The 26,063-nt window shown below is 61.7% G+C and carries 22 protein-coding genes; 18 read left to right on the forward strand and 4 right to left on the reverse strand.

All coding sequences use genetic code 11. The features are described from left to right. Positions 1 to 73: 73 nt before the first annotated feature. Positions 74 to 799 carry an autoinducer binding domain-containing protein gene (locus tag AB4O35_RS21900; RefSeq protein ID WP_460149277.1) on the forward strand — a complete coding sequence of 242 codons (726 nt, stop codon included), beginning with the start codon at positions 74 to 76 and terminating at the stop codon, positions 797 to 799. Positions 800 to 827: 28 nt separating this feature from the next. Continuing rightward, a complete protein-coding gene (locus tag AB4O35_RS21905; RefSeq protein WP_065880651.1) occupies positions 828 to 1,406 on the forward strand; it encodes an acyl-homoserine-lactone synthase in 579 nt (192 codons plus the stop codon). A 51-nt stretch (positions 1,407 to 1,457) separates the two neighbouring features. Here the strand turns inward: AB4O35_RS21905 and AB4O35_RS21910 are convergent, their stop codons facing one another. Next, a complete protein-coding gene (locus AB4O35_RS21910) occupies positions 1,458 to 2,735 on the reverse strand; it encodes a serine/threonine transporter (RefSeq protein ID WP_065872854.1) in 1,278 nt (425 codons plus the stop codon). Between the two features lie 384 nt (positions 2,736 to 3,119). On the opposite strand from AB4O35_RS21910, the gene AB4O35_RS21915 reads away from it, so the two are divergent. From AB4O35_RS21915 to AB4O35_RS21930, 4 genes are all read left to right on the forward strand, one after another. Next, entirely contained in the window at positions 3,120 to 3,644 is a 525-nt protein-coding gene (locus AB4O35_RS21915; protein ID WP_065872853.1) for a cysteine hydrolase family protein, read from the forward strand. Between the two features lie 53 nt (positions 3,645 to 3,697). Further along, on the forward strand, positions 3,698 to 4,651 hold the full coding sequence (locus AB4O35_RS21920) for a 2-hydroxyacid dehydrogenase (RefSeq protein WP_460149279.1): 954 nt from the start codon (positions 3,698 to 3,700) through the stop codon (positions 4,649 to 4,651). A gap of 129 nt (positions 4,652 to 4,780) precedes the next feature. After that, positions 4,781 to 5,848 carry a phosphotransferase family protein gene (locus AB4O35_RS21925; RefSeq protein WP_065872851.1) on the forward strand — a complete coding sequence of 356 codons (1,068 nt, stop codon included), beginning with the start codon at positions 4,781 to 4,783 and terminating at the stop codon, positions 5,846 to 5,848. A gap of 9 nt (positions 5,849 to 5,857) precedes the next feature. Further along, complete coding sequence (locus AB4O35_RS21930) at positions 5,858 to 6,625, forward strand: SDR family oxidoreductase (protein ID WP_049713006.1); 768 nt, start codon at positions 5,858 to 5,860, stop codon at positions 6,623 to 6,625. Between the two features lie 30 nt (positions 6,626 to 6,655). On the opposite strand, the gene AB4O35_RS21935 is transcribed toward AB4O35_RS21930, so the two are convergent. After that, positions 6,656 to 7,099 carry a carboxymuconolactone decarboxylase family protein gene (locus AB4O35_RS21935; protein WP_065909530.1) on the reverse strand — a complete coding sequence of 148 codons (444 nt, stop codon included), beginning with the start codon at positions 7,097 to 7,099 and terminating at the stop codon, positions 6,656 to 6,658. A 154-nt stretch (positions 7,100 to 7,253) separates the two neighbouring features. Here AB4O35_RS21935 and pdxR point away from each other — a divergent pair, with 154 nt between their 5' ends. Together pdxR and AB4O35_RS21945 are read left to right on the forward strand one after the other, a co-directional pair. Beyond that, the gene (gene pdxR / locus AB4O35_RS21940) at positions 7,254 to 8,687 is read left to right on the forward strand and encodes a MocR-like pyridoxine biosynthesis transcription factor PdxR (RefSeq protein WP_065872849.1); all 1,434 of its coding nucleotides are present in this window, start codon (positions 7,254 to 7,256) and stop codon (positions 8,685 to 8,687) included. Between the two features lie 84 nt (positions 8,688 to 8,771). Continuing rightward, the gene (locus tag AB4O35_RS21945) at positions 8,772 to 9,173 is read left to right on the forward strand and encodes a cupin domain-containing protein (RefSeq protein WP_065872848.1); all 402 of its coding nucleotides are present in this window, start codon (positions 8,772 to 8,774) and stop codon (positions 9,171 to 9,173) included. A gap of 36 nt (positions 9,174 to 9,209) precedes the next feature. Here the strand turns inward: AB4O35_RS21945 and AB4O35_RS21950 are convergent, their stop codons facing one another. Further along, a complete protein-coding gene (locus AB4O35_RS21950) occupies positions 9,210 to 9,839 on the reverse strand; it encodes a DNA-3-methyladenine glycosylase I (RefSeq protein WP_065872847.1) in 630 nt (209 codons plus the stop codon). Positions 9,840 to 10,056: 217 nt separating this feature from the next. Between AB4O35_RS21950 and AB4O35_RS21955 the strand changes: the two genes are divergently transcribed. The 3 genes from AB4O35_RS21955 (at position 10,057) to AB4O35_RS21965 (ending at position 12,889) form a co-directional block, all read left to right on the forward strand. Beyond that, positions 10,057 to 11,382 (forward strand): C4-dicarboxylate transporter DctA, encoded by a 1,326-nt coding sequence (locus tag AB4O35_RS21955; protein ID WP_175402987.1) that lies wholly within the window; start codon positions 10,057 to 10,059, stop codon positions 11,380 to 11,382. Positions 11,383 to 11,483: 101 nt separating this feature from the next. Next, entirely contained in the window at positions 11,484 to 12,185 is a 702-nt protein-coding gene (locus AB4O35_RS21960) for a FadR/GntR family transcriptional regulator (protein WP_065872845.1), read from the forward strand. 17 nt (positions 12,186 to 12,202) lie between these two features. Then, complete coding sequence (locus tag AB4O35_RS21965; RefSeq protein ID WP_065872844.1) at positions 12,203 to 12,889, forward strand: GntR family transcriptional regulator; 687 nt, start codon at positions 12,203 to 12,205, stop codon at positions 12,887 to 12,889. Between the two features lie 136 nt (positions 12,890 to 13,025). Here the strand turns inward: AB4O35_RS21965 and AB4O35_RS21970 are convergent, their stop codons facing one another. Further along, positions 13,026 to 17,894, reverse strand: a complete 4,869-nt coding sequence (locus AB4O35_RS21970; RefSeq protein ID WP_065872843.1) for an NAD-glutamate dehydrogenase — start codon at positions 17,892 to 17,894, stop codon at positions 13,026 to 13,028. Positions 17,895 to 18,385: 491 nt separating this feature from the next. Between AB4O35_RS21970 and AB4O35_RS21975 the strand changes: the two genes are divergently transcribed. From AB4O35_RS21975 to AB4O35_RS22005, 7 genes are all read left to right on the forward strand, one after another. Further along, the gene (locus AB4O35_RS21975; RefSeq protein ID WP_065872842.1) at positions 18,386 to 18,739 is read left to right on the forward strand and encodes a hypothetical protein; all 354 of its coding nucleotides are present in this window, start codon (positions 18,386 to 18,388) and stop codon (positions 18,737 to 18,739) included. Positions 18,740 to 19,170: 431 nt separating this feature from the next. Beyond that, on the forward strand, positions 19,171 to 20,130 hold the full coding sequence (locus AB4O35_RS21980) for an AAA family ATPase (protein WP_003174327.1): 960 nt from the start codon (positions 19,171 to 19,173) through the stop codon (positions 20,128 to 20,130). 5 nt (positions 20,131 to 20,135) lie between these two features. Next, entirely contained in the window at positions 20,136 to 21,068 is a 933-nt protein-coding gene (locus AB4O35_RS21985; protein ID WP_065880657.1) for a DUF58 domain-containing protein, read from the forward strand. Then, the gene (locus tag AB4O35_RS21990; RefSeq protein ID WP_028616472.1) at positions 21,065 to 21,559 is read left to right on the forward strand and encodes a DUF4381 domain-containing protein; all 495 of its coding nucleotides are present in this window, start codon (positions 21,065 to 21,067) and stop codon (positions 21,557 to 21,559) included. The genes AB4O35_RS21985 and AB4O35_RS21990 overlap by 4 nt, the downstream gene beginning before the upstream one ends. Beyond that, positions 21,552 to 22,640: a vWA domain-containing protein gene (locus tag AB4O35_RS21995; protein WP_065872840.1), complete on the forward strand. Its 1,089-nt coding sequence runs from the start codon at positions 21,552 to 21,554 to the stop codon at positions 22,638 to 22,640. Before AB4O35_RS21990 ends, AB4O35_RS21995 begins: the two co-directional genes overlap by 8 nt. Next, on the forward strand, positions 22,637 to 24,376 hold the full coding sequence (locus AB4O35_RS22000) for a tetratricopeptide repeat protein (RefSeq protein WP_065945418.1): 1,740 nt from the start codon (positions 22,637 to 22,639) through the stop codon (positions 24,374 to 24,376). Before AB4O35_RS21995 ends, AB4O35_RS22000 begins: the two co-directional genes overlap by 4 nt. After that, the gene (locus tag AB4O35_RS22005) at positions 24,373 to 26,013 is read left to right on the forward strand and encodes a BatD family protein (protein ID WP_460149284.1); all 1,641 of its coding nucleotides are present in this window, start codon (positions 24,373 to 24,375) and stop codon (positions 26,011 to 26,013) included. The genes AB4O35_RS22000 and AB4O35_RS22005 overlap by 4 nt, the downstream gene beginning before the upstream one ends. The last annotated feature ends 50 nt before the right edge of the window (positions 26,014 to 26,063 follow it).

The raw sequence follows: 26,063 nt of genomic DNA on the forward strand, positions 1-26,063 counted from the left end.
GCCTAGGAAAAGTTTGACAGAAATATCTCGTGGGCTAGATTGCCAAAGGTTTGGGGAATCGAGGCGACTGTCCATGGAGAAGGAAAACGACCTCATTCGCTGGTGGAATCGCTTGCGGATAGAGATGCTCAAGCAACAGGGTGGGCCACAAGTGTTCGCGCTGCTGGAGCGGGAGGTGTTGCAACTGGGGTTCGAGTATTACGCCTATGGCGTACGCCACCTGACCCCTTTTACCCGTCCAAAAACCGAGATTTACGGCTCCTACCCCGAAAGATGGCTGGAACATTACGAGGAGCAAAACTACGCGGCAGTCGATCCGTCGATTCTCAGTGGCTTGCGTTCCACCGAGATGGTGCTGTGGAACGACGCACTGTTTGATAACAGTCGAAAGTTATGGCTGGAAGCTCGGGACTGGGGTCTGCGCATCGGCGCCACGCTGCCGATTCGCAGCCACGATCACTCGCTGCGGTTACTGTCCGTGGCCCGGCGCGAAGACCGGATCTCACAGGCAGAAAGCGACGAAATACAATTGCGCCTGCGCTGCATCCTCGAACAGGTGACGCTGCGCCTGACGGACCTTGGCCATAGCGAACGCACCCACCCATCGGTGTGCCTCAGTCTGCGTGAGCGGGAGATACTGCAGTGGACCGCCGACGGCAAAGGTTCCGGCGAGATCGCGCTGATCCTCACCATCTCCATCAACACCGTGAACTTTCACCTCAAGGCCATCCAGAAAAAATTCGGGGCCGCCAACAAGACACTGGCGGCTGCCTATGCCGCCGCACTGGGCTTGATCTAGGGCCCGACGATCACGATAAGGACATCCAATGATCAATATCATCACCCGCCATCACCATGAACTGTCTGCAGCCCTTGAGGACGACCTGGGCCGCTATCGACACGAAGTATTCATCCAGCAACTGGGCTGGAAACTAGACTCCACCTGCGCCCTGCCCCAACGCGAATTCGACCAGTTCGACCAGGCCGACACCCGTCACATCCTCGCCCTGGACACCAAAGGCCAGGTCTGCGGTTGCGCACGACTGTTGCCGACCACACAGCCTTATCTGCTGTCGGAAGTCTTTGGATTTCTGTGCGACCAGCCCAGCCCGCAAAGCAGTGATACTTGGGAAGTGTCGCGCTTTGCCGCCCGAGCTCTTGAGGAAGGCACCTTACCGATGCGGATCTGGTGGAACAGCCTGCACCATGCCTGGCGCCAGGGCGCCAATCGAGTGGTGGCGGTCACCACCCCGGCACTGGAGCGTTATTTCCTGAAAAATGGTGTGCAGTTGAGTCGCCTCGGCGCTGCGCAACGCGTGAACAAAGACCACCTGGTAGCGCTGAGTTTTCCGGCCTGGCAGAAAAACGGCCAAATCGCGTTGCACGCTGATTCGGCCGTTGCATAGCGCTGCGTGATCCAGGTGTGAGGAAAGCCCGGGTCGAAGGTTTTGCTCACATCAAGGAATCAGCGAGTACACCACCGCAGTGATCGCCACCAGGCCAACCGCCGTGACAAACACATTGGACGCCTGCCCACGGTACTTGGCCATGGCCGGCACTTTGCGGATGGCATACATCGGCATCAGGAACAGGATTGAAGCAATGATCGGACCACCCAGAGCCTCAATCATGTGGAGAATGCTTGGGTTTAACGTCGCAACCATCCAGCACGCCACCAGCATGAAAGCGGCAGTCATGCGGTCCAGGCGCTTGGCACCCGGGCGACGACCCGTTTTCAGCACCAACCCCTTGAGGCCTTCGCTGGCGCCGATGTAGTGGCCCAGGAACGATTTGGCAATCGCCACAAACGCGATCAACGGAGCGGCAAACTCGATGGTCGGGTTATCGAAGTGGTTGGCCAGGTACGACAGGATCGACAGGTTCTGCGCCTTCGCTTCGGCCAACTGCGCCGGCGATAGGGTCAGTACGCAGCTGAATACGAAGAACAGCACCATCACCACCATCAATACGTGTGCGCGGGACAGGATCTGCGAGCTGCGCTCATCGGCGTGGGCGCCGTACTGGCGCTTCTGGTCAACCGCAAAGGCCGAGATGATCGGCGAATGGTTGAACGAGAACACCATCACCGGGATCGCCAGCCACAGCGTATTGAGCAGTGCAGACGGTGCCGGGACTACGCTGGCGGTGCTGAGGATGCCGCCATTCCAATGCGGAACCAGGTACACCGCCAGGAACAGCAAGGCGACGATGAACGGATACACCATCAGGCTCATGGCCTTGACGATCACTTGCTCGCCGCAACGCACCACGGCCAGCAGGCCGAGGATCAGCACCAACGACAGAATCGCTCGTGGTGGCGGCATGATGTGCAGTTGGTGTTCCATGAAGCTACCAACGGTGTTGGTCAGCGCCACGCTGTAGATCAGCAGGATCGGGAAGATCGCAAAGAAGTACAGCAAGGTGATCAGCGCACCGGCCTTGATGCCAAAGTGCTCTTCGACGACGTCGGTGATGTCGGAGCCTTCTCGACCGGACAGTACGAAGCGGGTCAGGCCACGGTGGGCGAAGAACGTCATCGGGAAGGCCAGTACCGCGAGGATCACCAGTGGCCAGAAGCCTCCCAGGCCCGCGTTGATCGGCAAGAACAGCGTGCCGGCGCCAATGGCGGTGCCGAACAGGCCAAGCATCCAGGTGGTGTCCTGGCGGCTCCAGCGTGTGAGGGTTGCAGGTGTCGTCTCATAGCGTTGGTCGACGCTATTGGCCTGATCATTCATCCGATCGGATCTCCGCTTTTACACGGTCGGGACGAGTCAGAAAAACCTGACAGGCAGCGCCCCGACCATAGAAGGGGCCGGATTGTCCGGGATTCTGTTGAATAAGCAAAGACTTAGCTGAGGAACGGTGGCGTGGTACATCGACGCGCCGCGCACAAATCAAACACATTCGTTGACAACTTGGCGCCGCTTTCAGCATGATCCAGCCATGAACCGTATTCAGCTGAACCTCACCCCCACCACCACCACGACCGCCTCAGGCGGGTCGTGCGGTTGCGGTGGGTGTTCACGCTAGACACCTCACAGATTCAACCCAAGGCCCCGCCAGCAATGGACGGGGCCTTTTTATTGCTCCGCCATCTGGCCATTGCAAGGAGCAACACCATGACTGACGCCCTGCTGATCATTGATATGCAAACTGGCTTATACGACGGTCCGGAAAAGCCCTTCGAGCGCGAACGTGTACTCGCCACCATCAACCAACTGATTCAGCGTGCACGCCATGCAGGCGCCCCGATCTTCGTCGCCCGCCACACTGGCCCGGCAGGCTCGCCGATTGAAGCCGGCAGCGCGCCCTGGCAGCTATGGCATGGCCTGGATGTCGACGAGTCGCGCGATCTGTTGTTCAACAAAACCCGCCCCAGTTGCTTCCTGGGCACAGACTTGCAGCAGCAACTGAGGGCGGCACAGGTCAGCCAATTGGTGATCGTGGGCATGAAAACCCAGTTCTGTATCGACGCCACCTGCCGGGTAGCGGTGGAACTGGGCTTCCAGGTGGTGCTGCCGGAAGACGGCCATACCTGCATGGACACTGCGGCATTGAAAGCCGAGGCGATTATCGAGCATCACAACGCGACGTTGGCTGGGGCGTTTGTGAAGCGCACGAGAGCGGCTGAGATCCGCTTCTGACCACGCAAATACTGCATACTCATGCCCTCAAACCCTTCAGGAAGAGCCTTCCGATGACCGCCACCGTTCTGGTCCTGGTAGAAACCATCAACGAATACCTGCCCATCATCGAGAGCAATGACTTTCACGTGATCCTGGCGCCGACGCCCACCGAACGCGCCGAAGCCATCAAAGCCCATGGCAGCCAGATCAACGCCGTACTGACCCGTGGCCCGCTGGGTTTGTACGCCGAGGAAATCGCCGCCCTGCCGCTGCTGGAAATAATCTGCGTAATCGGCGCCGGCTATGAGCATGTTGACCTGCAGGCCGCCAGCAATCGCGGAATCGTCGTCACCAATGGCGCCGGAGTGAATGCGCCGTCGGTGGCCGATCACGCCATGGCGTTGCTGCTGTCGCTGGTGCGCGGCATCCCTCAGACCGACGCAGCCGTGCGCCGTCATGAATGGCCGAAAGTGATGCGCCCGTCGCTGGGCGGCAAGCAGCTGGGCATTCTTGGACTCGGTGCGGTGGGCCTGGAGATCGCCAAGCGTGCCGCCCTGGGATTCGGCATGGAGGTGAGTTATCACAACCGCCAGCCGCGCGACGACGTGGACTACACCTACTGCGCAACCGCCGTGGAACTGGCGCGCACCTCGGACTTCCTGATCCTGGCCACCCCCGGCGGCGCCGGCACCCGCCACCTGATCGATCGCCATGCCCTGGACGCGCTGGGGCCGAATGGCTATCTGGTCAACATCGGCCGTGGCAGCGTGGTGGTCACCGCCGACCTGGTCGCCGCCCTGGAGCAACGCCGCATCGGCGGCGCCGCGCTGGATGTGTTCGACGACGAGCCCAAGGTGCCCGACGCGCTCAAAAAACTCGGCAACACCGTGCTCACCTCCCATGTCGCGGGCCTCTCGCCGGAAGCCGCCCATGACACCGTGCAACGCGTGGCCGACAACCTGGTGGAATACTTCGCCGGGCGTCCGGTGCTCACGCCGGTCGCCCTGCCCCCGCCCAATAAATGACCGATCAGGCACGCTGATCATCGTCCAACACGCTAACCTATTAAGCCGCCCCGACCTTGTCGCTGGGCGGTGGTGCGCATTAGATTAGGAAATAGTCCAAGGCCTTTAGAATAAGCAGAAGGGATAAGCATGGCGCTGAACGACCAATCGACCCAGATTCGCCCAGGTGAAGAACTTGATGCCAGCCTGATCGATCCCTACCTCAAGGCTCACATCCCGGGCTTGAGCGGCACACCTACGATCAGCCAGTTCCCAGGTGGCGCGTCCAACCTGACCTACCTGTTGGAATACCCCGGTCAGGAGTTCGTGCTACGTCGCCCACCGTTTGGGCACAAAGCCAAGTCCGCCCATGACATGGGCCGCGAATACCGCATTCTCAACCAGCTCAAAGACGGCTTTCCCTACTGCCCCAAGGCCTACGTGCATTGCACCGACGAATCGGTGATCGGTGCCGAGTTCTACGTGATGGAGCGCGTCAACGGCATCATCCTGCGCTCCGACCTGCCGGCCGAGCTGGGCCTGGATGCCGCCAAGACCGAGGCGCTGTGCAAGAGCTTTATCGACAAATTCGTTGAACTGCATCAGGTGGACTACAGCGCCTGCGGCCTGGCGGATTTGGGCAAACCCGAAGGCTACGTTGAACGCCAGATCCGTGGCTGGAGCGATCGCTACGAAAAGGCTCTGACCCCCGACGCGCCACGCTGGGATGCGGTACGCGCCTGGCTGAATGAAAAAATGCCCGCCGACCACCCGACGTCAAGCATCGTGCATAACGACTACCGCTTCGACAACGTGATTCTTGACCCGCATAATCCGATGCAGATCATCGGCGTGCTGGACTGGGAACTGACCACCCTCGGCGACCCGCTGATGGACCTGGGCAACACCCTCGCCTACTGGATCGAAGCCGCTGACCCTGCGCCGGTGCAACTGATGCGCCGTCAGCCAAGCAACGCCCCCGGCATGCTCACCCGCCGCCAGTTCGTCGATTACTACGCTGAACGCGCGGGCCTGCAGATCGACAATTTCGACTTCTACTACACCTACGGCCTGTTCCGCCTGGCCGGTATCGTGCAGCAGATCTACTACCGCTTCTTCCATGGCCAGACCCAGGACAAACGCTTTGCGCAGTTCATTCAAATGAACAAGCTGCTGGAGCAAATGAGCCTGAATGTCATCGGTAAATCAGCCCTCTAAGGAACCCTCATGTCCAAGACCAACCTGTTCGACCTCGATGGCAAGATCGCATTCGTTTCCGGCGCCAGCCGTGGCATCGGTGAAGCGATCGCCAAGTTGCTGGCCCAACAAGGCGCTCACGTGATCGTTTCCAGCCGCAAGCTGGAAGGCTGCCAGCACGTGGCTGATGCAATCATCGCCGACGGCGGCAAGGCCACCGCCGTGGCCTGCCACATCGGCGAGATGGAGCAGATCACCCAAGTGTTCGCCGGCATTCGCGAACAGTTTGGTCGCCTGGATATCCTGGTGAACAACGCTGCGACCAACCCGCAATTCTGCAACGTGCTGGACACCGATCTCGGTGCGTTCCAGAAGACCGTTGACGTGAACATCCGTGGCTATTTCTTCATGTCGGTGGAAGCCGGCAAGCTGATGCGCGAAAACGGCGGCGGCAGCATCATCAACGTGGCGTCGATCAACGGGATTTCGCCGGGTGTGTTCCAGGGCATCTATTCGGTGACCAAGGCCGCTGTGATCAACATGACCAAGGTGTTCGCCAAGGAATGCGCCGAGTTCGGCATTCGTTGCAACGCCCTGTTGCCGGGCCTCACCGACACCAAGTTCGCCTCGGCCCTGGTGAAGAATGACGCAATCCTGAAAATGGCCCTGGCGCAGATCCCCCTCAAGCGTGTGGCGGATCCAAGCGAGATGGCCGGCGCGGTGCTGTTCCTGGCCAGCGATGCATCCAGCTACACCACGGGTGTGTCGCTGAATGTGGATGGCGGTTTCCTGTCCTGAAAGCCGCACTCTATGTGGGAGCTGGCACATTCAAGCATTCGGCGGCTGCTGCCGAAAGCTCACCGCCAGGCGGTTCCAGCCACTGATGCTGGACACCGCCATGGTCAGGTCCACCAGCTCCTGCTCACTGAATTCCAAGCGTACAGCCGCGTACAACTCATCCGATACCGTCGAGGTCGGCAGCGTCGCCACCGATTCACTCCAGGCGAGTGCCGCCTTTTCCCGTGCCGTGAAAAACGGCGAGTCACGCCATACGCACAACGCGAACAAGCGTCGCTCGGTTTCGCCGCGCTGGCGCGCCGCCATTGAGTGCATGTCTGTGCAAAACCCACAGCCGTTGAGCTGCGAGACACGAATCTTGATCAGCTCCAGCAAGGGCTTTTCGATGGACAAACCAAAGGTTGTCGCCTCCAGCATCAGCATGCCCTTGAGCGCTTGCGGCGAGGCGGTGTAGTAATCGAGGCGAGGTTCCATGGAACGGTTCTCTGGCGTAGGGCGCAATGACAAACCAGCCTAGAGTCCGCAAGGCATAAGCCCTATAGCCAATCAGCCGGTTTATGCGCAGACCATTTTGAGCCTGTCACGCAGGCGCGTAATCTTGGCAAAGAGTGAATGCCCGGGATAAGACATGGAACTGCACGTTGTGATCAACGGCCGCAAGGATCTGGCCGAACAGTTGTACCAACAGCTGCACGAAGCCATCGGCTCCGGACGCCTGGCCGCTGGCGCGCAATTGCCGCCCAGCCGCTTGCTTGCCGAGCAACTGGGCATATCGCGCAAGACCGTGTCCGACACCTACGCCACCCTCACCTACGAAGGCCTGCTGGTCGGCAAGACGGGCCGTGGCACCTTCGTCAACGCCCGCGCACCGCAGTCCGAACGCCTGCAAACCGCCACCGACCTGGCCTGCGCCGCCAACCTGGCGAAGTGGCAGTCGCTGCCCTCGCCCATGCGCCACCCCACGCGCGACAGCACGCTGCGTTACGAATTTATCGGCGGTGCCACCAGCCGCAACCAGTTCCCCCAGGATGAATGGCGGCGCTGCACCCAGGACGCGCTGCGCCGGATTGCCCAGAACAGTGGGTTCTACAGCCAACCCGAAGGCTTGCCTGCGTTGCGCAGTGCAATCGCCGGGCATATCGCGTTCTCGCGCGGCGTGAAATGCCGCGACAGCGACATCATCGTCACCAACGGCGCACAGCAGGCGCTGGATTTGATCGCACGCGTGGTGCTGGAACCGGGCAGCATTGTCGCCATGGAAGACCCCGGCTACAGCCCCGCACGCCAGTTGTTCATGGCAATGGGCGCCAACGTTGCCAGTGTGCCGGTGGATGCACAGGGCATTCGCGTCGACCAGATTCCCGACGGCACGCGGCTGATCTACGTGACGCCCTCACACCAGTTCCCCCTTGGCATGCCCATGAGCCCGCCACGCCGTGAAGCCTTGCTGGCGCGGGCGCTAGAGCTGGGCGCGATCATTATCGAGGACGACTACGACAGCGAGTTCCGCTACGAGGGGCGCCCTACCGACTCCCTGCAAAGCATGGACACCCGCGGCCTGGTGACCTACGTCGGCACCTTCTCGAAAACTTTGCTGCCCGAGCTACGCCTGGGCTACGCGGTGCTGCCACCGGCGATTCATGGCGCGGTGCTCAAAGCCAAGCAATTGACCGACCAGCACAGCTCGACGCTGCCGCAATGGGCATTGGCCAAATTCATCAGCGAAGGCTACCTGCTCAAGCATATCCGCCGCTGCCACACGGTCTATGCCGGGCGCCGCGAGCGCATCCTGCAGCGCTTGGCGGGGGATTTGTCGCCGTGGTTCGACGCCGTGCCGACCGTGGCCGGGTTCCACATGGCTGCATTGTGCAAGGTGCCGGTCAACATCCCGCTGCTGATGGAGCTGGCGCGGCAGGTCGAAGTGGGTCTGTACCCCCTGGATGTGTTCTTCCACGACGCTCCGGTACGTCCTGGCCTGATCATCGGCTTCGGCGCCATCGAAACCCTGGACATCGACCCGGCGCTGGACAAGGTCCGCGATATTCTCCAGCAGATTGGCTAGGCGGTTTTCCGCTGGATTGGTCATTGGTCACCCAGGCGCTGCGGCGTAGGGTGAAGAGGTCTCGAATGACTTGGAAACCTCGCCATGAAACGACTGCTCGCCAGCGCGCTGATGTTCACCTCGCTCACCGCCTTTGCACACGAACCGGTTTACAACCAGGAATCGATCAAGGTTCTGCAAGAGCACGCGCTGACCAATGTGCCCGGCAAGAAAACCATCCTGCTCACCGTCGATTATGCCCCCGGCCAGGCCACTGTGCCCCATAGCCACACCGGCACCGCCGTGGCTTACGTGCTGGAGGGCGCGGTGACTTCGCGGGTGAATGAGGAGAAGGCGAAGACCTACACAGTGGGTGAGTCGTTCTACGAACCGGCGGGTTCGCGGCACTTTGAATCGAGCAATGCCAGCCAGACAAAACCGGCCAAGTTGCTGGTGGTGATGGTGTTGGATGACAAGGCTGAGGTGCTGACACCCCTTCCACACTAATCAGCCACACCACCACCCCCCTGTGGGAGCAGGGATTCAGGGCCGCTTGAACTGCCGCCGCAGCGTTTCAATTCGCGGCCGGCAGTAGCAGCCTTCCAGATGATCATTAACCATCCCCATCGCCTGCATCAGCGCATACATCGTGGTCGGGCCGACAAACGTCCAACCCCGCTTCTTCAGGGCTTTCGACAAACGTTCGGAAGCCGGTGAGGTGGGGTTACCCGTCCAGTAAGCCATGTCTACCAAGGCCGGGCGTTCATCGTCAGCGGGCTCAAACGCCCACAACCACCGTGCCAGCGAGCCGGCCTCCTCCACCAACTCACATGCCCTGCGCGCATTGTTGAGGGTGGACACGATCTTCGCGCGATTACGCACGATGCCCGGGTCCTGCATCAGCCGCTCGATATCCGACTCGCCGTACTGCGCCACCCGGCGAAAATCAAAACCTTCGAACGCCGCGCGAAACTGCTCGCGTTTGCGCAGGATGGTGATCCAGGCCATGCCTGCCTGAAAACCTTCCAGGCAGATCTTCTCGTACAGCTGGATGTCATCCGCTACCGGCACGCCCCACTCACAGTCGTGGTAATGCGGGTATTCCGGCGCTGCGGTGCGCCAGGTGCAATGGGTGCGCCCGGTTTCGTCGGTGGTCAGTCCTGGCTGGTCCATCTATCACCTCATAGGCCGAGCGGCGGATGATAAGCGAAAAAAATCCCACCCCGCCAACCGCTCAAGCATCGCCCTCACCGACCAACTGGTCAGACCGGGACCCGTCAACCGGCAAATAATGACTTGTTATTTCAAAAATACCTGGCCTAGACTGGCCCCGCACTGGACTTACCGGTATGACCACAACAATTAAGCCCTGGAACCACCAGGGCACCGAATAGAGATCCCTCCCATGCTCAGATGGTGCTCGCGTTCGATTTTCCTGCAAGTCGTGATCGGCCTGATGTTAGGCATAATCTGCGGCCTGGCCCTTCCCGAATTCTCCTCGCAACTCAAACCCTTGGGCGACGGCTTTATCAAGCTGATCAAGATGCTGATCGGCCTGATCGTGTTCTGCGTGGTGGTCAGCGGCATCTCCGGCGCCGGCGACCTGAAGAAAGTCGGGCGCATTGGCCTCAAGTCGGTGATCTACTTTGAAGTGCTGACCACCATCGCCCTGGTGATCGGCCTGATCATGGCCTTCAGCACCGGTATCGGCACTGGCGCCAATATCCACCTGGAACAGCTCTCCTCCGCCGGCCTCAATGAACTGGCCGACAAGGGCCAGCACATCAAGGGCACCAGCCAATTCCTGATGGACCTGATCCCCAACTCGGTGATCGGCGCTTTCGCCGAGAACAACGTGTTGCAGGTGCTGCTGTTCTCGGTGCTGTTCGGCAGTGCGCTGAACCTGGTGGGCGAAGCGGCCTCCGGCATCACGCGGCTGATCAATGAACTGAGCCACGTGATTTTCCGCATCATGGGCATGATCGTGCGCCTGGCGCCCATCGGCGTATTCGGCGCGATCGCCTTCACCACCAGCACCTACGGCCTGGACTCGCTGCAACATCTGGGCAGCCTGGTGGGCCTGTTCTACCTGACCTGCTTCGCTTTCGTCGCGCTGATTCTCGGCTTGGTGATGCGCGTGTCGGGGCTGCGCATGTGGCCGCTGCTCAAGTACCTGCGTGAAGAACTGCTGATTGTCATGGGCACCGCCTCTTCCGACGCCGTGCTGCCGCAGGTCATGCGTAAACTTGAGCACCTGGGTATTGGCAGTTCCACCGTCGGCCTGGTGATTCCAACCGGGTATTCGTTCAACCTCGATGGCTTTTCGATCTACCTGACCCTGGCCATCGTGTTTATCGCCAATGCCACCGGTACACCGCTGTCGATGACCGACCTGATGACCATCTTGCTGGTGTCGCTGATTACCTCCAAGGGTGCCCACGGCATTCCAGGGTCGGCCCTGGTGATTCTGGCGGCCACGCTTACGGCGATCCCGGCGATTCCGGTGGTGGGCCTGGTGCTGGTGCTGGCGGTGGATTGGTTCATGGGCATCGGCCGTGCATTGACCAACCTGATCGGCAACTGCGTCGCCACCGTGGCCATTGCCCGCTGGGAGAAAGACATCGATATCCAGCGTGCCAACAAGGTCCTCGATGGTCACCAAGGCTACGCCTTCCAGGCGAAGAAACCGGTGCTGCCGGCGCATCAGGAGTTCTGAGCAAGCGACACGGTTCAAATGTGGGAGCTGGCTTGCCAGCCTCCCACATTGGCTCAACGCCAGTTTAATTATTGTATTTGCAACTTAAAGGAGTGTACGACGTGATCAGCACCTCAACCGTCGTCAATTCAGTCGTAGAAAAACTGCGCGCCGCACTCAAGCGGGGCCAGTGGCGACGCGGCGAAATGCTCCCCGGCCAGCGCGAACTGGCCGAACAAATGGGCATCAGCCGCCCCAGCCTGCGCGAAGCCGTGATCGTCCTGGAAACCCTTGGCCTGGTGCGCTCCATGCCCGGCAAAGGCGTGGTGGTGCTGGAGACCAGCGTCAGCGAGCCGCAATCCAGCGACGCCGTGGCCGACGCCAGCCTGGAAGATATCCTGCAACTGCGCTACACCCTTGAACCCTTCATCGTCGGCCTGGTGGCCCAATCCATCAGCAGCAAAGAGGTCGGCCAATTGCGCCTGACCTTGATGGACATGCGCGAAGCCCTCGACGCCGGCGACGCCGAAGCCGGCATGAACGCCTACATCGACTTCCATGAAGAACTGTTCGCCCTGACCTCCAACCCGATCTTCCAGAACGTGGTGCAGCAAACCAGCAATGCCCTCAAGCAAAGCGCCCAAGTGCTGCGCAACTCGCCCGAGCACCTGGCGGAGCGCCTGCGAGAGAACGAGGCCGTGGTGCGCGCCATCCGCAACAAAAACAGCGCCCTGGCCAGTGCGGAAATGCGTCGGCACATCCTTCAGGAAGGCCTGCGCATGGGCATTCGTTTGAACATCCCGGACGACCATCTGGGCAGCTGACTTTCTGGAGACAGGCCATGACCGCTCACGCGCTGCAACGCGATCCCATCCTCCCTGCCCTGCGCCTGGTCGCCGGTAAAAAGCCTTCGGTGGACGACATCTACCCGCAGCTGTTCGACGCCATCCTCGAACAACGCATTGCCCCGGCCAGTCGTTTTACCGAAGAAGGCCTGGGCGAAATCTTTGGCGTGAGCCGCAGTGTGATTCGCCGGGTCCTGGCAAAACTGTCCCATCAACAAGTGATCATCCTGCGCCCCAACCAACGGGCCCAGGTCGCCGCGCCGGACCCGCAGCAAACCCGGCAAATTCTCGAAGCACGGCGCCTGACTGAAATAACCGTGGTGCAACTGGCCTGCGCGCACGCCACACCGACCCAGGTACGCCAGTTACGCGAGCTGATTACCCGCGAGCGCGAGTGCATCGAGCGCGACCAGCGTGGGCCGGCGATTCGGCTGTCGGGAGAGTTTCATCTGCAATTGGCAGCGATGGCGCGCAATGCACCGCTGGCGCAGTTCCTTAACAGTTTGGTGCCGCTGACGTCGTTGATCATTGCCCAATACGAAGCAAAAGCCTGCACGTATTGCGCGTGGCAGGAACATGCGGCGATTGTGGATGCAGTGGAGCAGCGTGACTCAACTACCGCGGTGGCGCTGATGACCCAGCATCTGGACCACCTGGAAACTAAATTACTGAAGCACCACTGACCCCAAGGTAGATGGAGATCAAAATGTGGGAGCTGGCTTGCCTGCTCCCACAGTTGCCCTGCATCGTTTGTCAGAAGGTGTTCCAACAAAAAGCCCCCGAATCTCACGATACGGGGGCTTTTGTTTTACCGCTTGATCAAGCCGGTTGCAGCACCGACTGACCACTCAACGCCAGGTCCAGCAACTCACGGTTGGCCACTGCATACATGGCGTAGTCCGTGCCCACAGCGGCACGAATCTCAACCATCATCGCCACCCAACGCTCGGCCATGTCCTTGTGCTGCTCAAGCCACAGGGCCACGCGGGCTTCCATGTCTTGTGGCGCGTCGGCCATTTGCAGGACGGAGATGGTGATCGCGCGTTGCTGCCAGTCCACGTCATCACGGAAGGCTTCGCGGGCCTGGGCCTGCCAGTTGTTGGCCACTGGCAAATCGCTGATCTGCTGCAGGTACCATGGCAAGTCCAGGGCGCTGCCGACGGCGAAGTAGGCCTTGGCCACTTCAGCGGCGTCGTGCCCCGTTACATCGGCGGCTTCGATGATCGGCAGCAAGGTGTACAGGTGGGTAGTACCTGCAACCATGCGTGCCAACAGCTCAGGAACACCGGCTTCGGTGTAGGCCTGGTAACGGTTCTGCCAGCCTTCGCGAGTCGGGCCTTCCAGCAGTTCGTCGAGCTTGAGGCCCAACGCCGCCAGGTGCGGACCAAAGTGCGCGGTGTCACGACCAGCGTCCTGCTCGTTGCGACGGCTGCGCAGGAACCAGCGCGTGGCGCGCCGACCCAGGCGCATCAGCTCATCCATCAATTCCAGTTGCACGTCAGCCGACACCTGGTGGTCCAGGGCTTCGATCTGGCGGAACCAATGCGGGAGGTGGAAGATGTCACGCACGATCACATAAGCACCCGCCACATTCGCCGGGCTCATGCCCGTCGACTCCTTGAGTCGTTGCACGAAGGTGATGCCCATGTGGTTGACCAGGTCGTTGGCGATCTGGGTGCTGACAATCTCGCGCTTTAGACGGTGGCGACGCATGGCCTCTCCGAACTTGGCCACCAGGCTCGGTGGGAACGCGGTCTCCATGTCACGGGTGAGGTACTCGTCATCCGGCACCAGCGACTTGAGCAGCGCTTCCTTGAGGTCGATCTTGCTGTACGAGATCAGCACCGACAGCTCCGGACGGGTCAGGCCCTTGCCATTCGCGGCGCGCTCGACAAGCTGCTCCTCGGTCGGCAGGTACTCGATGGCGCGGTCCAACTTGCCACGGCCTTCCAGGTCGCTCATCAGGCGTTTGTACTCGGCGGCACGCTCGTAGGCACGGCGCGCCGCCAGGGACAGGGCCTGGGTCTGCTTGTAGTTGTTGCCCAACACCAGGTTGCCGACTTCGTCGGTCATGCTCGCCAGCAACTGGTTGCGCTGCTTGTCGGTCATGTCACCGGCCTGCACCACTTCGTTGAGCAGGATCTTGATGTTCACTTCGTGGTCGGAGCAGTCCACGCCACCGGCGTTGTCGATGAAGTCGGTGTTGGAACCGCCGCCATTGAGGCCGAATTCCACACGACCCAGCTGGGTCATGCCGAGGTTACCGCCCTCGCCTACCACTTTGCAGCGCAGCTCGTTGCCATTGACGCGCAGTGCGTCGTTGGCCTTGTCGCCCACATCGGCGTGGCTTTCGGTGCTGGCCTTGACGTAGGTGCCGATACCGCCGTTCCACAACAGGTCTACCGGCGCTTTGAGCAAGGCGTTCAGCAGTTCGGTCGGGGTCAGCTTGTCGGCCGCGATGTCGAAGCGCTCTTTCATCTGTGGCGAGATGGCAATGCTCTTCGCGCTGCGCGAGAAGATACCGCCGCCTTCGGACATGATGCTGGTGTCGTAGTCGGTCCAGGCCGAACGCGGCAGCTCGAACATGCGCTGGCGCTCGACGAAGCTGGTGGCCGGGTTCGGGTTTGGATCGATGAAGATATGCAGGTGGTTGAAGGCCGCGACCAGTTGCAGCTTGTCGGACATCAACAGGCCGTTACCAAACACGTCACCGGCCATGTCGCCGACGCCCACAACCGTGATGCTGTCTTCCTGCACATTGATGCCGCGCTCACGGAAGTGACGCTGCACACCGACCCACGCGCCCTTGGCGGTGATGCCCATTTTCTTGTGGTCGTAACCGGCGGAACCACCGGAAGCAAACGCATCGCCCAGCCAGAAGCCGTAGTCGATGGCGATGCCGTTGGCGATGTCGGAGAAGGTCGCAGTGCCCTTGTCCGCAGCCACCACCAGGTACGGGTCATCGTCGTCATGGCGCACAACGTTGGCCGGCGGTACCAGGGCGCCGTCTTTCAGGTTGTCGGTGATGTCCAACAGGCCGGAAATGAAGATGCGGTAGCAGGCGATGCCTTCGGCCGCGATCTCGTCCCGGCTGCCGCCCAGTGGCAGGCGACGCGGCAGGAAGCCGCCCTTCGCACCCACTGGCACGATGACCGAGTTCTTCACTTGCTGGGCTTTTACCAGGCCAAGCACTTCGGTACGGAAGTCTTCTTCACGGTCGGACCAGCGCAAACCGCCACGCGCGACGTTGCCGAAGCGCAGGTGCACACCTTCAACCCGTGGCGAGTACACGAAGATCTCAAACTTCGGCACTGGCTTAGGCAGCTCAGGAATCGCGTGCGGGTTGAACTTGAAGCTGAAGTACGACTTGTTCTGACCGTTGGCGTCGGTTTGGTAGAAGTTGGTACGCAGGGTGGCCTTGATCAGGTCCAGGTAGCGACGCAGGATGCGGTCTTCGTTGAGCACCTGAACATCGTCCAGTGCGGTGAGGATCGCTTGTTCCAGGCGTTGCTGCTTGTCTTCCAGGTCTTCGGCGGTGAGTTTGCGCGCCAGGTAGAAACGGGTCTTGAACAACCGGGTCAACTCGCGAGCGATGTCGGTGTGGTTGTTCAGGGTGCTGGCGATGTAACCCAGGTCAAAGCCCAGGCGGATCTGCTTCAGGTAACGGGCGTAGGCACGCAGCAAGGCCACGTCACGCCAAGGCAGGCCGGCAGTCAGTACCAGGCGGTTGAACGCATCGTTCTCGGCGTCGCCATGCACGATATGCACGAACGCGTCCTGCAGGGTGTCGTTGAGCTGCTGGATGTCCAGGTTCACGCCTTCTGCGGCGATGAACGCGAAGTCATGGATCCAGAACTCACGACCATTGGCGTGGCGCAGGCGATACGGGAACTCACCCAGCACGCGCAGGCCGAGGTTTTCCAGGATCGGCAGCACGTCGGACAGCGCCAGCGGGGTGTCGGCATGGTAGAGCTTGCAATGCAGCTCGCGTTGGCCGGAAACCTGGCCCAGCGGCTGGTAGAAGCTCATTACCAGTGGGTTGGCTTCGGTGAGGCTGAGCAGGTGCTGCATGTCGACCACGGCCGAATGTGCGGCAAAACGCTCACGGTAGCCGGCCGGGAAGCCTTTGGGGAAGTCGGCCAGCACGTTGGTGCCGTGGGCTTCACCGAAGCTCTCCACCACCAGGCTGGCGTAGTCGTCCTGCCAGCTGCGGCAGGCTTGCACCACTTCTTTTTCCAGTTGCAGCGGGTCGATGTCCAGGCGGTTCTTCGGGTCAACCCGCAGAATCAGTTGCACGCGCGCCAGCACGGACTCGGAGAAGAAGGTCCAGAATTCGCAATCCGAGGCTTTCAGCCGATCCATCAGTACCTGCTGGATTTTCTGACGCACTTCGGTGGAATAGATGTCGCGCGGCACATAAGCCAGGCAGTAGCAGAAACGACCGTACGGGTCTTTGCGCAGGAACACGCGGATCTTGTTGCGTTCCTGGATCTGCACGATCGACATCACGGTGCTGAACAGCTCGTCGACCGGCGTCTGGAACAGGTCATCACGCGGCAGCACCTCAACGACTTGAGCAAGCTCCTTGCCCAGGTGAGCCTTGGGCTGGAAGCCGGAACGGCGTTCGATTTCCGCGACCTTGCGACGGATATAAGGAATGACCCGCACGCTTTCGCCATACACCGAGGACGTGTACAGGCCCATGAAACGGTGTTCCTTGATGACCTTGCCGTCGGCGCTGATCTCACGGATCGACACGTAGTCCGGATACGCCGGGCGGTGCACGCGGCTCGGGTGCGCAGCCTTGGCGAACGACAGCACGGTCGGTTCACGCAGGTAGGCCACGGCATAGTCTTCGATGCGCAGGTCGTCGGCGGTGAGACCGGCGCGCAGCAGTTTGGTCAGACCGAGGAACGAATCGGCGTCATATTCGATATGACCGCCATCCGCCTCGTCACGTACCACAAACTCTTCATAGCCGAGGAAGGTGAAGTGGTTGCCCACCAGCCATTCCAGGAAGTTCTTGATCTCGGCTTTTTCTTCGCCGTCGATGCTGAACTGGCTGGCGTCGATACCGGCCAGCAGGTCCTGGACCTTGGCTTTCATCGGTTCGAAATCAGCCACGGCCACGCGCACTTCGCCCAGCACCTGCTCAAGCTCTTTGCTCAGCACGTTCAGTTCGGCGGCGTTGGCGCAGCGGTCGATTTCCAGGTACATCAGCGATTCTTGCTGGATGCCTTCGCCCTGGGTGCCTTTCGGCAGGATTTCCAGCAGCTCACCCTTGGCACCACGACGTACGCTGAGCACGGTGGTTTGCAAGGTGTGGATGCTGTAGCCACGGCGGTTCAGTTCAGTACGGACCGAGTCCACCAGGAAAGGCAAGTCATGGTGCAGCACTTCGACCGCGGTGTGGGTCGACTGCCAGCCATGACGTTCATAATCGGGGTTGTAGACCCGCACCTGCGGTTGGGTGTGGTCAAAGCGCTCAAGCAGGCGCCACGCAGAGAGGGTGCAGCCGGCCAGGTCGGAAAGGCGACGCTGGGTCAGTTCGTCCAGGGAAATGATGCCGAAGAATTGTTCAGCAAACAGCGCCACTTGTGGCAGTGCCTGTTCACTGATGTGCTGGGCCAGTGCCGCTTGCAGTTGATGCTGGAAGTCGGCCTTGCTGGCTGCGGTGAAGAACGCCATCTGTGGTACTCCGCTTGGGCTTGTTATTGATGGAAGCGTCGCGTGTTATCCCCTTGCGGGGAGACCGTCAGCTCTGTTCGCTGGTAATTCTGGAAACACCATAAACGAATCAGAGTGACAGGTGGGTGAAGCTGGACAAGACAATGAGGTCACATACAACTTCCATAAGATGCGCACCTTGCCGGGTGACGGTACGACGGGCAGGTCAAGCGCCTGGCACGTGCACATCCGTTGCGCAGCTTAACGAGTGTAGGAAGACAGCTGCTTGCGACGCTGCGACATATTCGGTCATCGGTAAGCAGGCTCGGGGTTGCGACTTGGGCAACCCGGATTTCCAGGTAGAAAAACCGGCGTTTTTCAATCCCCCGAGTACCAGAAATGACTGATTCAGCCCGCCAGGTCATGCACGGGGTCTGACACAGGATGCAGCACAAAATTCGTCGCAATGGCACAATTGCCCCCATCACGCCCTACCCCAGACAGGATTCCCCATGCTGCAGCTGAAAACCGACGCCCTGATGGTCACCCCGTGCGACGACGAAGAAGACAACATGGCCATGCTCTGCTGCCACGGCAAGAACGGCGAGATGTTCATGCTCACCCGTTACCCCGATGAAGACGAAGTCGAACTGACCTGGGATTACGAGCCGTCGACCCTGGATGGGTTGAAGGTCACGCTGAGTGAGACGACCGTGCTGGTAGAAGTCGCCGCCGGCGATGCCGACGCGCTGGGTGGTAAGGATCAGCTGCAGATCACCCATGCCACGGCCGCGTCGGACATGGCCGAAGTTGAAGAAACCCTGCAGAACATCCTCAAAGGCACCGGCACTTTCACCCGAATTTAAACTGCACCAACGATCAACTGTGGGAGCTGGTCGTAACCCTCTACACATCTTCAAAGTGAACGTGCGTAGCAGCTGTCGAGCCCCGGCGAGGCTGCGTCAGCGGTGTGTCAGACAAGCCGCAAACGCAGCCTCGCCGGGGCTCGACAGCTGCTACGCAGAGGGCTCGCTCCTGATAGGTAGATACCAATGGTGCGATGGCATCAACCCGGTCTGGCTGACACACCGAGTCGCCTGCATCGCAGGCAAGCCAGCTCCCACATGAACGGTGTGCTCAACAGAATTGGTGCGCCACACACAAAATTCCTACAAGTTTTCCGAAAAATACCCGTCACGCCGTTAGTCGCCACCCCCTGCCATGCATTAAAGTAAGCCCCCCAAGCCCGACGCTTTTTTCACGGCACTCAGGCTCATCTCTCCAGGAACCGTCATCGATGGAACATCGTGAAGCGCTGCTTGCGCTGCGAACCTTTCTTTCTACGCAGATTCTCGGCCAGGAAAAACTCATCGATCGCCTGCTGATCGCCTTGCTCGCCGACGGCCATATGCTGGTAGAAGGCGCGCCGGGCTTGGCCAAGACCAAGGCCATCAAAGAGCTGGCCGAAGGCATAGAAGCGCAGTTCCATCGAATCCAGTTCACCCCCGACCTATTGCCAGCCGACATCACTGGCACCGAGATCTATCGCCCGGAAACCGGTAGTTTCGTGTTCCAACAGGGGCCGATCTTCCACAACCTGGTGCTGGCCGACGAAATCAACCGCGCACCGGCCAAGGTGCAATCGGCGTTGCTGGAAGCCATGGCCGAGCGCCAGGTCAGCGTCGGACGCAGCACCTATGACCTGTCGCCGCTGTTCCTGGTGATGGCCACGCAAAACCCCATTGAGCAGGAAGGCACCTACCCGCTGCCCGAAGCCCAGCTCGACCGCTTCCTGATGCACGTCAAGATCGGCTTCCCCGACGCCGCAGTCGAACGACGCATCCTGCAACAAGCGCGTGGCGAAGCGCTGAACGGCGAAACCAAGCCTGAGCGCCGCGTCAGCCAACAGGCGATCTTCGCCGCGCGCAAGGAAATCCTCGGTTTGTACATGGCCGATGCAGTGGAGGAATACCTGGTGCAACTGGTGATGGCCACGCGCACTCCAGCCAAGTTCGACCCGGAGATGGCCGAGTGGATCGCCTATGGCGCCAGCCCACGCGGCTCCATCGCCCTCGACCGCTGCGCCCGCGCCCATGCCTGGCTGGCCGGTCGCGACTTCGTCAGCCCGGAAGATATCCAGGCGGTGCTGTTCGACGTGCTGCGCCATCGCATCATTCTGTCGTTCGAGGCCGAAGCCGCCGGCATTGACCAGGACCGCGTGGTGCAACGCATTCTTGACGTCGTTGCCGTCGCTTGAAACCCATGAACGCCAGCGATGGAATCCGCGTCACGCTCAGCGAATTGATCGAGATGCGCCACCGTGTGCGCGAAGTGCAGCTGTTTTCCACGCCGAGCCAGCGCAGCCCGCTGATCGGCCTGCACCACTCCAAGCTGCGGGGGCGCGGTGTCGACTTCGACCAGGTGCGCGTGTACCAGGCCGGCGACGATGTGCGCACCATCGACTGGCGCGTGACCGCGCGCACCCAGGAACCGCACACCAAGCTGTTCCACGAAGAACGCGAGCGGCCGATCTTCATCATGGTCGAGCAAAGCTGCCGGCTGTTTTTCGGCTCAGGGCAAATGTTCAAATCGGTGCTGGCGGCCCAGGCGGCCAGCCTGATCGGCTGGGCGGCGCTGGGGCATAACGACCGCGTGGGTGGGCTGGTGTTCGGCGATAGCGAGCACTACGAAATCAAGCCGCGCCGCAGCAAACAAAGTCTGCTGCAACTGCTCAACCGGTTGGTGCGCGTCAACCAGAGCCTGAACACCGAAAGCCGCCCCGAGGCTGATGCCCTGGGCATGGCCCTGCGCCGTGGCCGCGAAGTGCTGCGCCCCGGCAGCCTGGTGATTGTGATCTGCGATGAACGCGCGCTCACCGAAGGTGCCGAGCAGCAATTGAGCCTGTTGTCGCGGCACTGCGACCTGCTGCTGTTGCCCATCTCCGATCCGCTGGACCACGCTCTGCCCGCCGCCGGGCTGCTGCGTTTCGCCGAACGCGGTGCCCAGCTGGAACTGGATACGCTGAACGTCGATTTGCGCCAGGCCTACAAGGCCCAAGCCGAAGCACGCATCGCCCGCTGGGAGCTGCTCGCCCAGAAGCTGCGCATCTTATTGATGCCCTTGAGCACCCAGAGCGAAATGGTCGAGCAACTGCGCGAGTACCTCAACCCGCAACGTCCGGTTAAAAAACAATGAGCAGCCTTGACCAACTGCAACCGCTGATCGCCCCGCCAGCCATCGGCTTTTGGCCGCCTGCGCCGGGCTGGTGGTTGTTGCTGCTGGTGATTCCACTGCTCGGCTGGGGGCTTTGGTCACTGCGACGCTTTCTGCCAACCCGTCGCCCCATCGCCCGCGCCGAGCAACCGCTGGACCCATTGCGCATCGCCGCCCTCGCGGAACTGGCGCTGATGCCCAAACCTTACGACGGGGCCCCGGCCGGCGCGTGGTTGCAGCAACTCAACGGCCTGCTCAAACGCCTGTGCCGCAACGACTATCCCTACAGCCAGAGCCATACCCTCAACGGCCGAAAATGGCTGGCGTTCCTCGACAACCGCTGCCCCGCCGCGGGCCTCACACGCTGGATGGTGTTGGTAGAAGGCGCCTACAAACCCGAATGCAAACTCGACGACAAGGCCATCGCCGGCCTGACCCAAGCCGTCGACACCTGGATTCGCAAACATGTTTGAGTTCGCCTGGCCGTGGATCTTCGCCCTGCTGCCCTTGCCCTGGCTGATGCGGCTTGTGTTGCCGGCAGCCGACAGCGGCGAGCCGGCGTTAAAAGTCAGCTACCTCAGCGACCTTGAGGGCCTGGCTCGCCGCCGCGCCCGCGTCAACCTGCCCGGCTGGCGCCAGCAAGCGCCCTTTGTGGTGCTGTGGCTGCTGTTGTTAACCGCCGCTGCCCGCCCGGAATGGCTTGGCGAGCCGCTGCCGATTGCCGCCAGTGGCCGCGACCTTCTGGTGGCGGTGGACGTGTCCGGCTCCATGGACTTCCCCGATATGAACTGGCAAGACGAGGACGTCAGCCGCTTGAGCCTGGTCAAACACTTGCTCGGCGACTTTCTTGAAGGCCGTGAAGGTGACCGCGTCGGCCTGATCCTGTTCGGCAGCCAGGCCTACCTGCAAGCACCGCTGACCTTTGACCGCCGCACCGTGCGCACCTGGCTGGATGAAGCGCGCATCGGCATTGCCGGCAAGAACACCGCAATTGGCGATGCCATTGGCCTGGCCTTGAAACGCCTGCGTCAGCGCCCGGCGCAGAGCCGTGTACTGATCCTGGTCACCGACGGCGCCAACAACGCCGGGCAGATCGACCCACTGACCGCCGCGCGCCTCGCTGCTGAAGAAGGTGTGAAGATCTACCCGATCGGCATCGGCGCAGACCCGGAACAAACCGGTTCCTTGGGTATCCTCGGCGTCAACCCGAGCCTGGACCTCGACGAACCGGCACTCAAGGCCATCGCCGAGGCTACGGGCGGCCAGTACTTCCGCGCCCGTGATGGCGAAGAGCTGCAAGCGATCAAGGCAACGCTCGACAAGCTCGAACCCGTTGAACAGCAACCCACCCAGGCGCGCCCGGCCCTGGCCCTGTACAGCGCGCCGCTGGCCTTGGCGTTGGTGCTGAGCATGTTGCTGGTGATCCAGGAACGCTGGCCGAACAACGCCTTGCATCGGTGGTTCACCAAATTGTCGAGCAAGGGGATTTTCCTGCAACAGCACCCGGAATGGCGCCAGCGCCTCAAACGCCTGCGATTGCGGAGGCGTCGATGATCGACCTGTGGCCGCACTGGTTCCGCCCTTGGTCGCTGTTGCTCCTGCCATTGCTCGGCTGGTTGCTCTGGCACCTGTGGCATCGGCAAAAGCGCGCCGGGCGTTGGCAGATGATCCTGCCGCCGGCCTTCCACGCCGTGTTGCTCAGTGGTGGCAACGGGCGCGAAAGCAAATCGCCATGGGTGGTGCTCGGCATTGCCTGGCTCTTGGCCGTGCTCGCGCTGCTTGGGCCCAGTTGGCAAAGGGTTGAGCAGTCCAGCCAGAAACCCTCCGATCCTTTGGTGGTGCTGCTGGAGCTGACCCCGGAAATGCTTGCCACCGACAGCCCGCCCAACCGCCTGGAACAGGCGCGGCGCAAGCTGTATGACCTATTGCAGGCACGCACCGATGCGCAGACGGCCATCGTCGTTTACGCCGGCAGCGCCCACACCCTGGTGCCGCTGTCAGACGACCTGGGCACCAGCCGCAACCTGCTCGAAGCCCTGCGCCCGTCAATCATGCCGGAGCCCGGACACCGCGCCGACCTGGCAGTCGAGAAAGCCCTGGGCCTGCTCAAACAAGGCGGCCTCGGCCAGGGTCGTCTGGTGCTGATTGGCTCTTCGCTGTCCAAACAGGAACGCCAGGGCATTCGGCTGCTGCTGCAAAGTAGCCAGGCGCCGACCCTGTCGATCCTCGGTATCGGCAGCCGGGAAGGCACCCCGGTGACTCAGGAAAGTGGCGAGTTTCTCAAGGACGAACAAGGCGCGATCCTGGTGCCACGCCTGGACAGCCCGACGCTCAAGGCCTTCGCCAGCGAAATGGGCGGTCGCTACCGCGCCGCCCGCCTGGACGACAAGGACCTGCGCCAACTCGGTGTACTGGACCCGCCACACACCTTGCGCAACGACGGTCAACTGCTGCACCTCGACACCTGGGCAGACCAGGGTTACTGGCTGCTCCTGCCGCTGTTGCTGCTCGCTGCCTGCGCCGGTCGGCGTGGCTGGTTGTTCTGCCTGCCCCTGCTGCTGTTGAGCGCGCCGCAACCCAGCTATGCCTTCGGTTTGCAGGACCTGTGGCTGCGTCCCGACCAACAAGGCCAATACCTGCTGAAGAAGAAACGCCCCGCCGAAGCCGCCGAACACTTCGAAGACCCGCAGTGGCAGGGCGTAGCGCTCTACGAAGCCGGCAACTATGCCGAGGCCATCAAGCGTTTCGCCGAGGGCAATGACGCCTACGCCCACTACAATCGGGGTAACGCCCTGGCCAAGTCCGGTGAGCTGGAGGCCGCCATCGACGCCTACGAACAGGCCCTTGAAGCACAACCCGACTTGCAACCGGCCCTGAAAAACAAAGCGCTGGTGGAAACCCTGATGCAGGAAAAAGAGCCGTCCGAACCCGATAAGCCAGCCGATAACGAGGATGACGAAACCACCCAACCCGGCCAAACTGCGCAACCGGGCGCGAATGGGCAAAGCACCACGGGTGGCGAGCAGTCATCCCAAGGCCAGGGGGAAGCCGGCACCGGCGACACCCAGGCCGGTAATACGCCGCGCGCCCCAGGCAATGAAGTGCCGGGCAGCGAACTGGGCGACGAACAAACCACTACCCCGCCGCTGCTTCCTGCCGACGCCAGCCTCGACGGTGAACGTCGCCAGGCCCTGGAGCAATGGCTGCGGGAGATCCCGGACAACCCCGGCGAACTGCTGCGCCGCAAATTCTGGTACGAACAGCAACAACATCAGGACAAGACTCGATGAGCCGCCGCACCACCCTACTGTTCCTGCTCGCACTCTCGGCAGGCCACGCCCAGGCGGCGAGCCTGACCGCCAGCGTCGACCGCAGCCGCCTCAATTCCGGGGAAACGGTGGAGCTCACGGTAGAGTCCAGCGATGTAACGCAGTTCGGCAAACCCGACCTGTCGCCGCTGGATGCGCAGTTCGAAGTCAGCGGTACGCGGCAGATCAACCAACTCACCACGCTGGGCGGCGATAACCACGCCACCACACGCTGGATCATCACGCTGCTGCCCAAGGAAAACGGCACGGTGCTCATCCCGCCCCTGCAAGTAGGCGAGTACAAGACCCAGCCGATCAGCCTGCAAGTGGTAGAAACCGCCAGCCAGAACACAGCCGCCGAACTGGCGCCGGTGTTTGTCGAGGCCAATCTTGACCAGACCAGTGTCTACGTCCAGGCCCAGGCGCTGTTGACCGTGCGCGTGTACCACTCGGTGTCGCTGTATGACGACAGCAGCCTCACGCCGTTGCAGATTGCCGACGCACGCGTCGAGCAATTGGGCGAGTCACGCACCTACGAGAAGGTGATCAACAGCATTCGCCACGGCGTGATCGAAACCCGCTACGCGATTTACCCGCAGCACAGCGGCACATTGGCGATTCCGGCGCAGACGTTCAGCGCGACGCTGGTGGAGTCGCGCCCGCCGCAGGAGAACACGCTGCAAGGTACCAAGCCCGGCAAGCTGATCCACGTCAGCTCGGCGGAGCTGCCGCTGGTGGTCAAGCCCAAGCCGGCGCTGTACCCCGCCGATACGCCCTGGCTACCGGCGCGCAGCCTGACCCTGAGCGAAAGCTGGAACCCGGAGCCTGAGCATGTGCAGGTCGGCGACTCCCTGACCCGCAGCCTCACGGTCAAGGCCGAAGGCCTGTCCAGCGCGCAACTGCCGGCGCTGCCCAGCACCGAGATCAACGGCCTGCGCCGCTACCCGGACCAACCGGTGCTCGGCAACCAGACCAGCGACCGCGGCCTGATCGGCAGCCGCGAAGACCGCGAAGCCCTGGTGCCCACCCGCGCAGGTGCACTGGAACTGCCCGCCGTTGAAGTGGTGTGGTGGAACACCCACGAAGATCACCTTGAGCGCACCAGCCTGCCGGCCCGCACCCTGCAAGTGGCGATCAACCCGAGCCTGGTGGTTGACGCGCCCGCCACGCCTACCGTCATCACCGCCCCCGACGACAACCACCTATGGCTGTGGCAACTCAGCACCCTGCTCCTCGCGTGCACCACCTTGCTCGGTTTTGGCCTGTGGTGGCGCGCGCGCCGGCAGCCCGCCGTACTGCGCGCCGCGCAAACCGGCCCGAGCCCGCGAACCCTGCTCGACGACCTCAAGCGCGCCACCCAGGCCAACGACCCCCAGGCCACCCGCCAAGCCCTCGACGCCTGGGCCCGGCAACAGCCGGAAACCCTGGCGGACATGGCCGCGCGGTTTGTACCGCTGTCGGACGCGTTGGATGGGTTGAACGGCGCGCTCTACAGCGAGGGCGGCCATTATTGGCTGGGTGAAGACCTGTGGCGTGCGGTGAAGGCCATCCCGGTGGCTGAGCGTGAGCTGGATCCGGCCGCCGACACCACCAGCCTGCCGCCGTTGTATCCCAAGTAACGGCAACATCCCTGACGCCACACAAATCAAAATGTGGGAGCGGGCTTGCC

It is taken from the genome of Pseudomonas sp. H1_A03 (genome assembly GCF_054685145.1).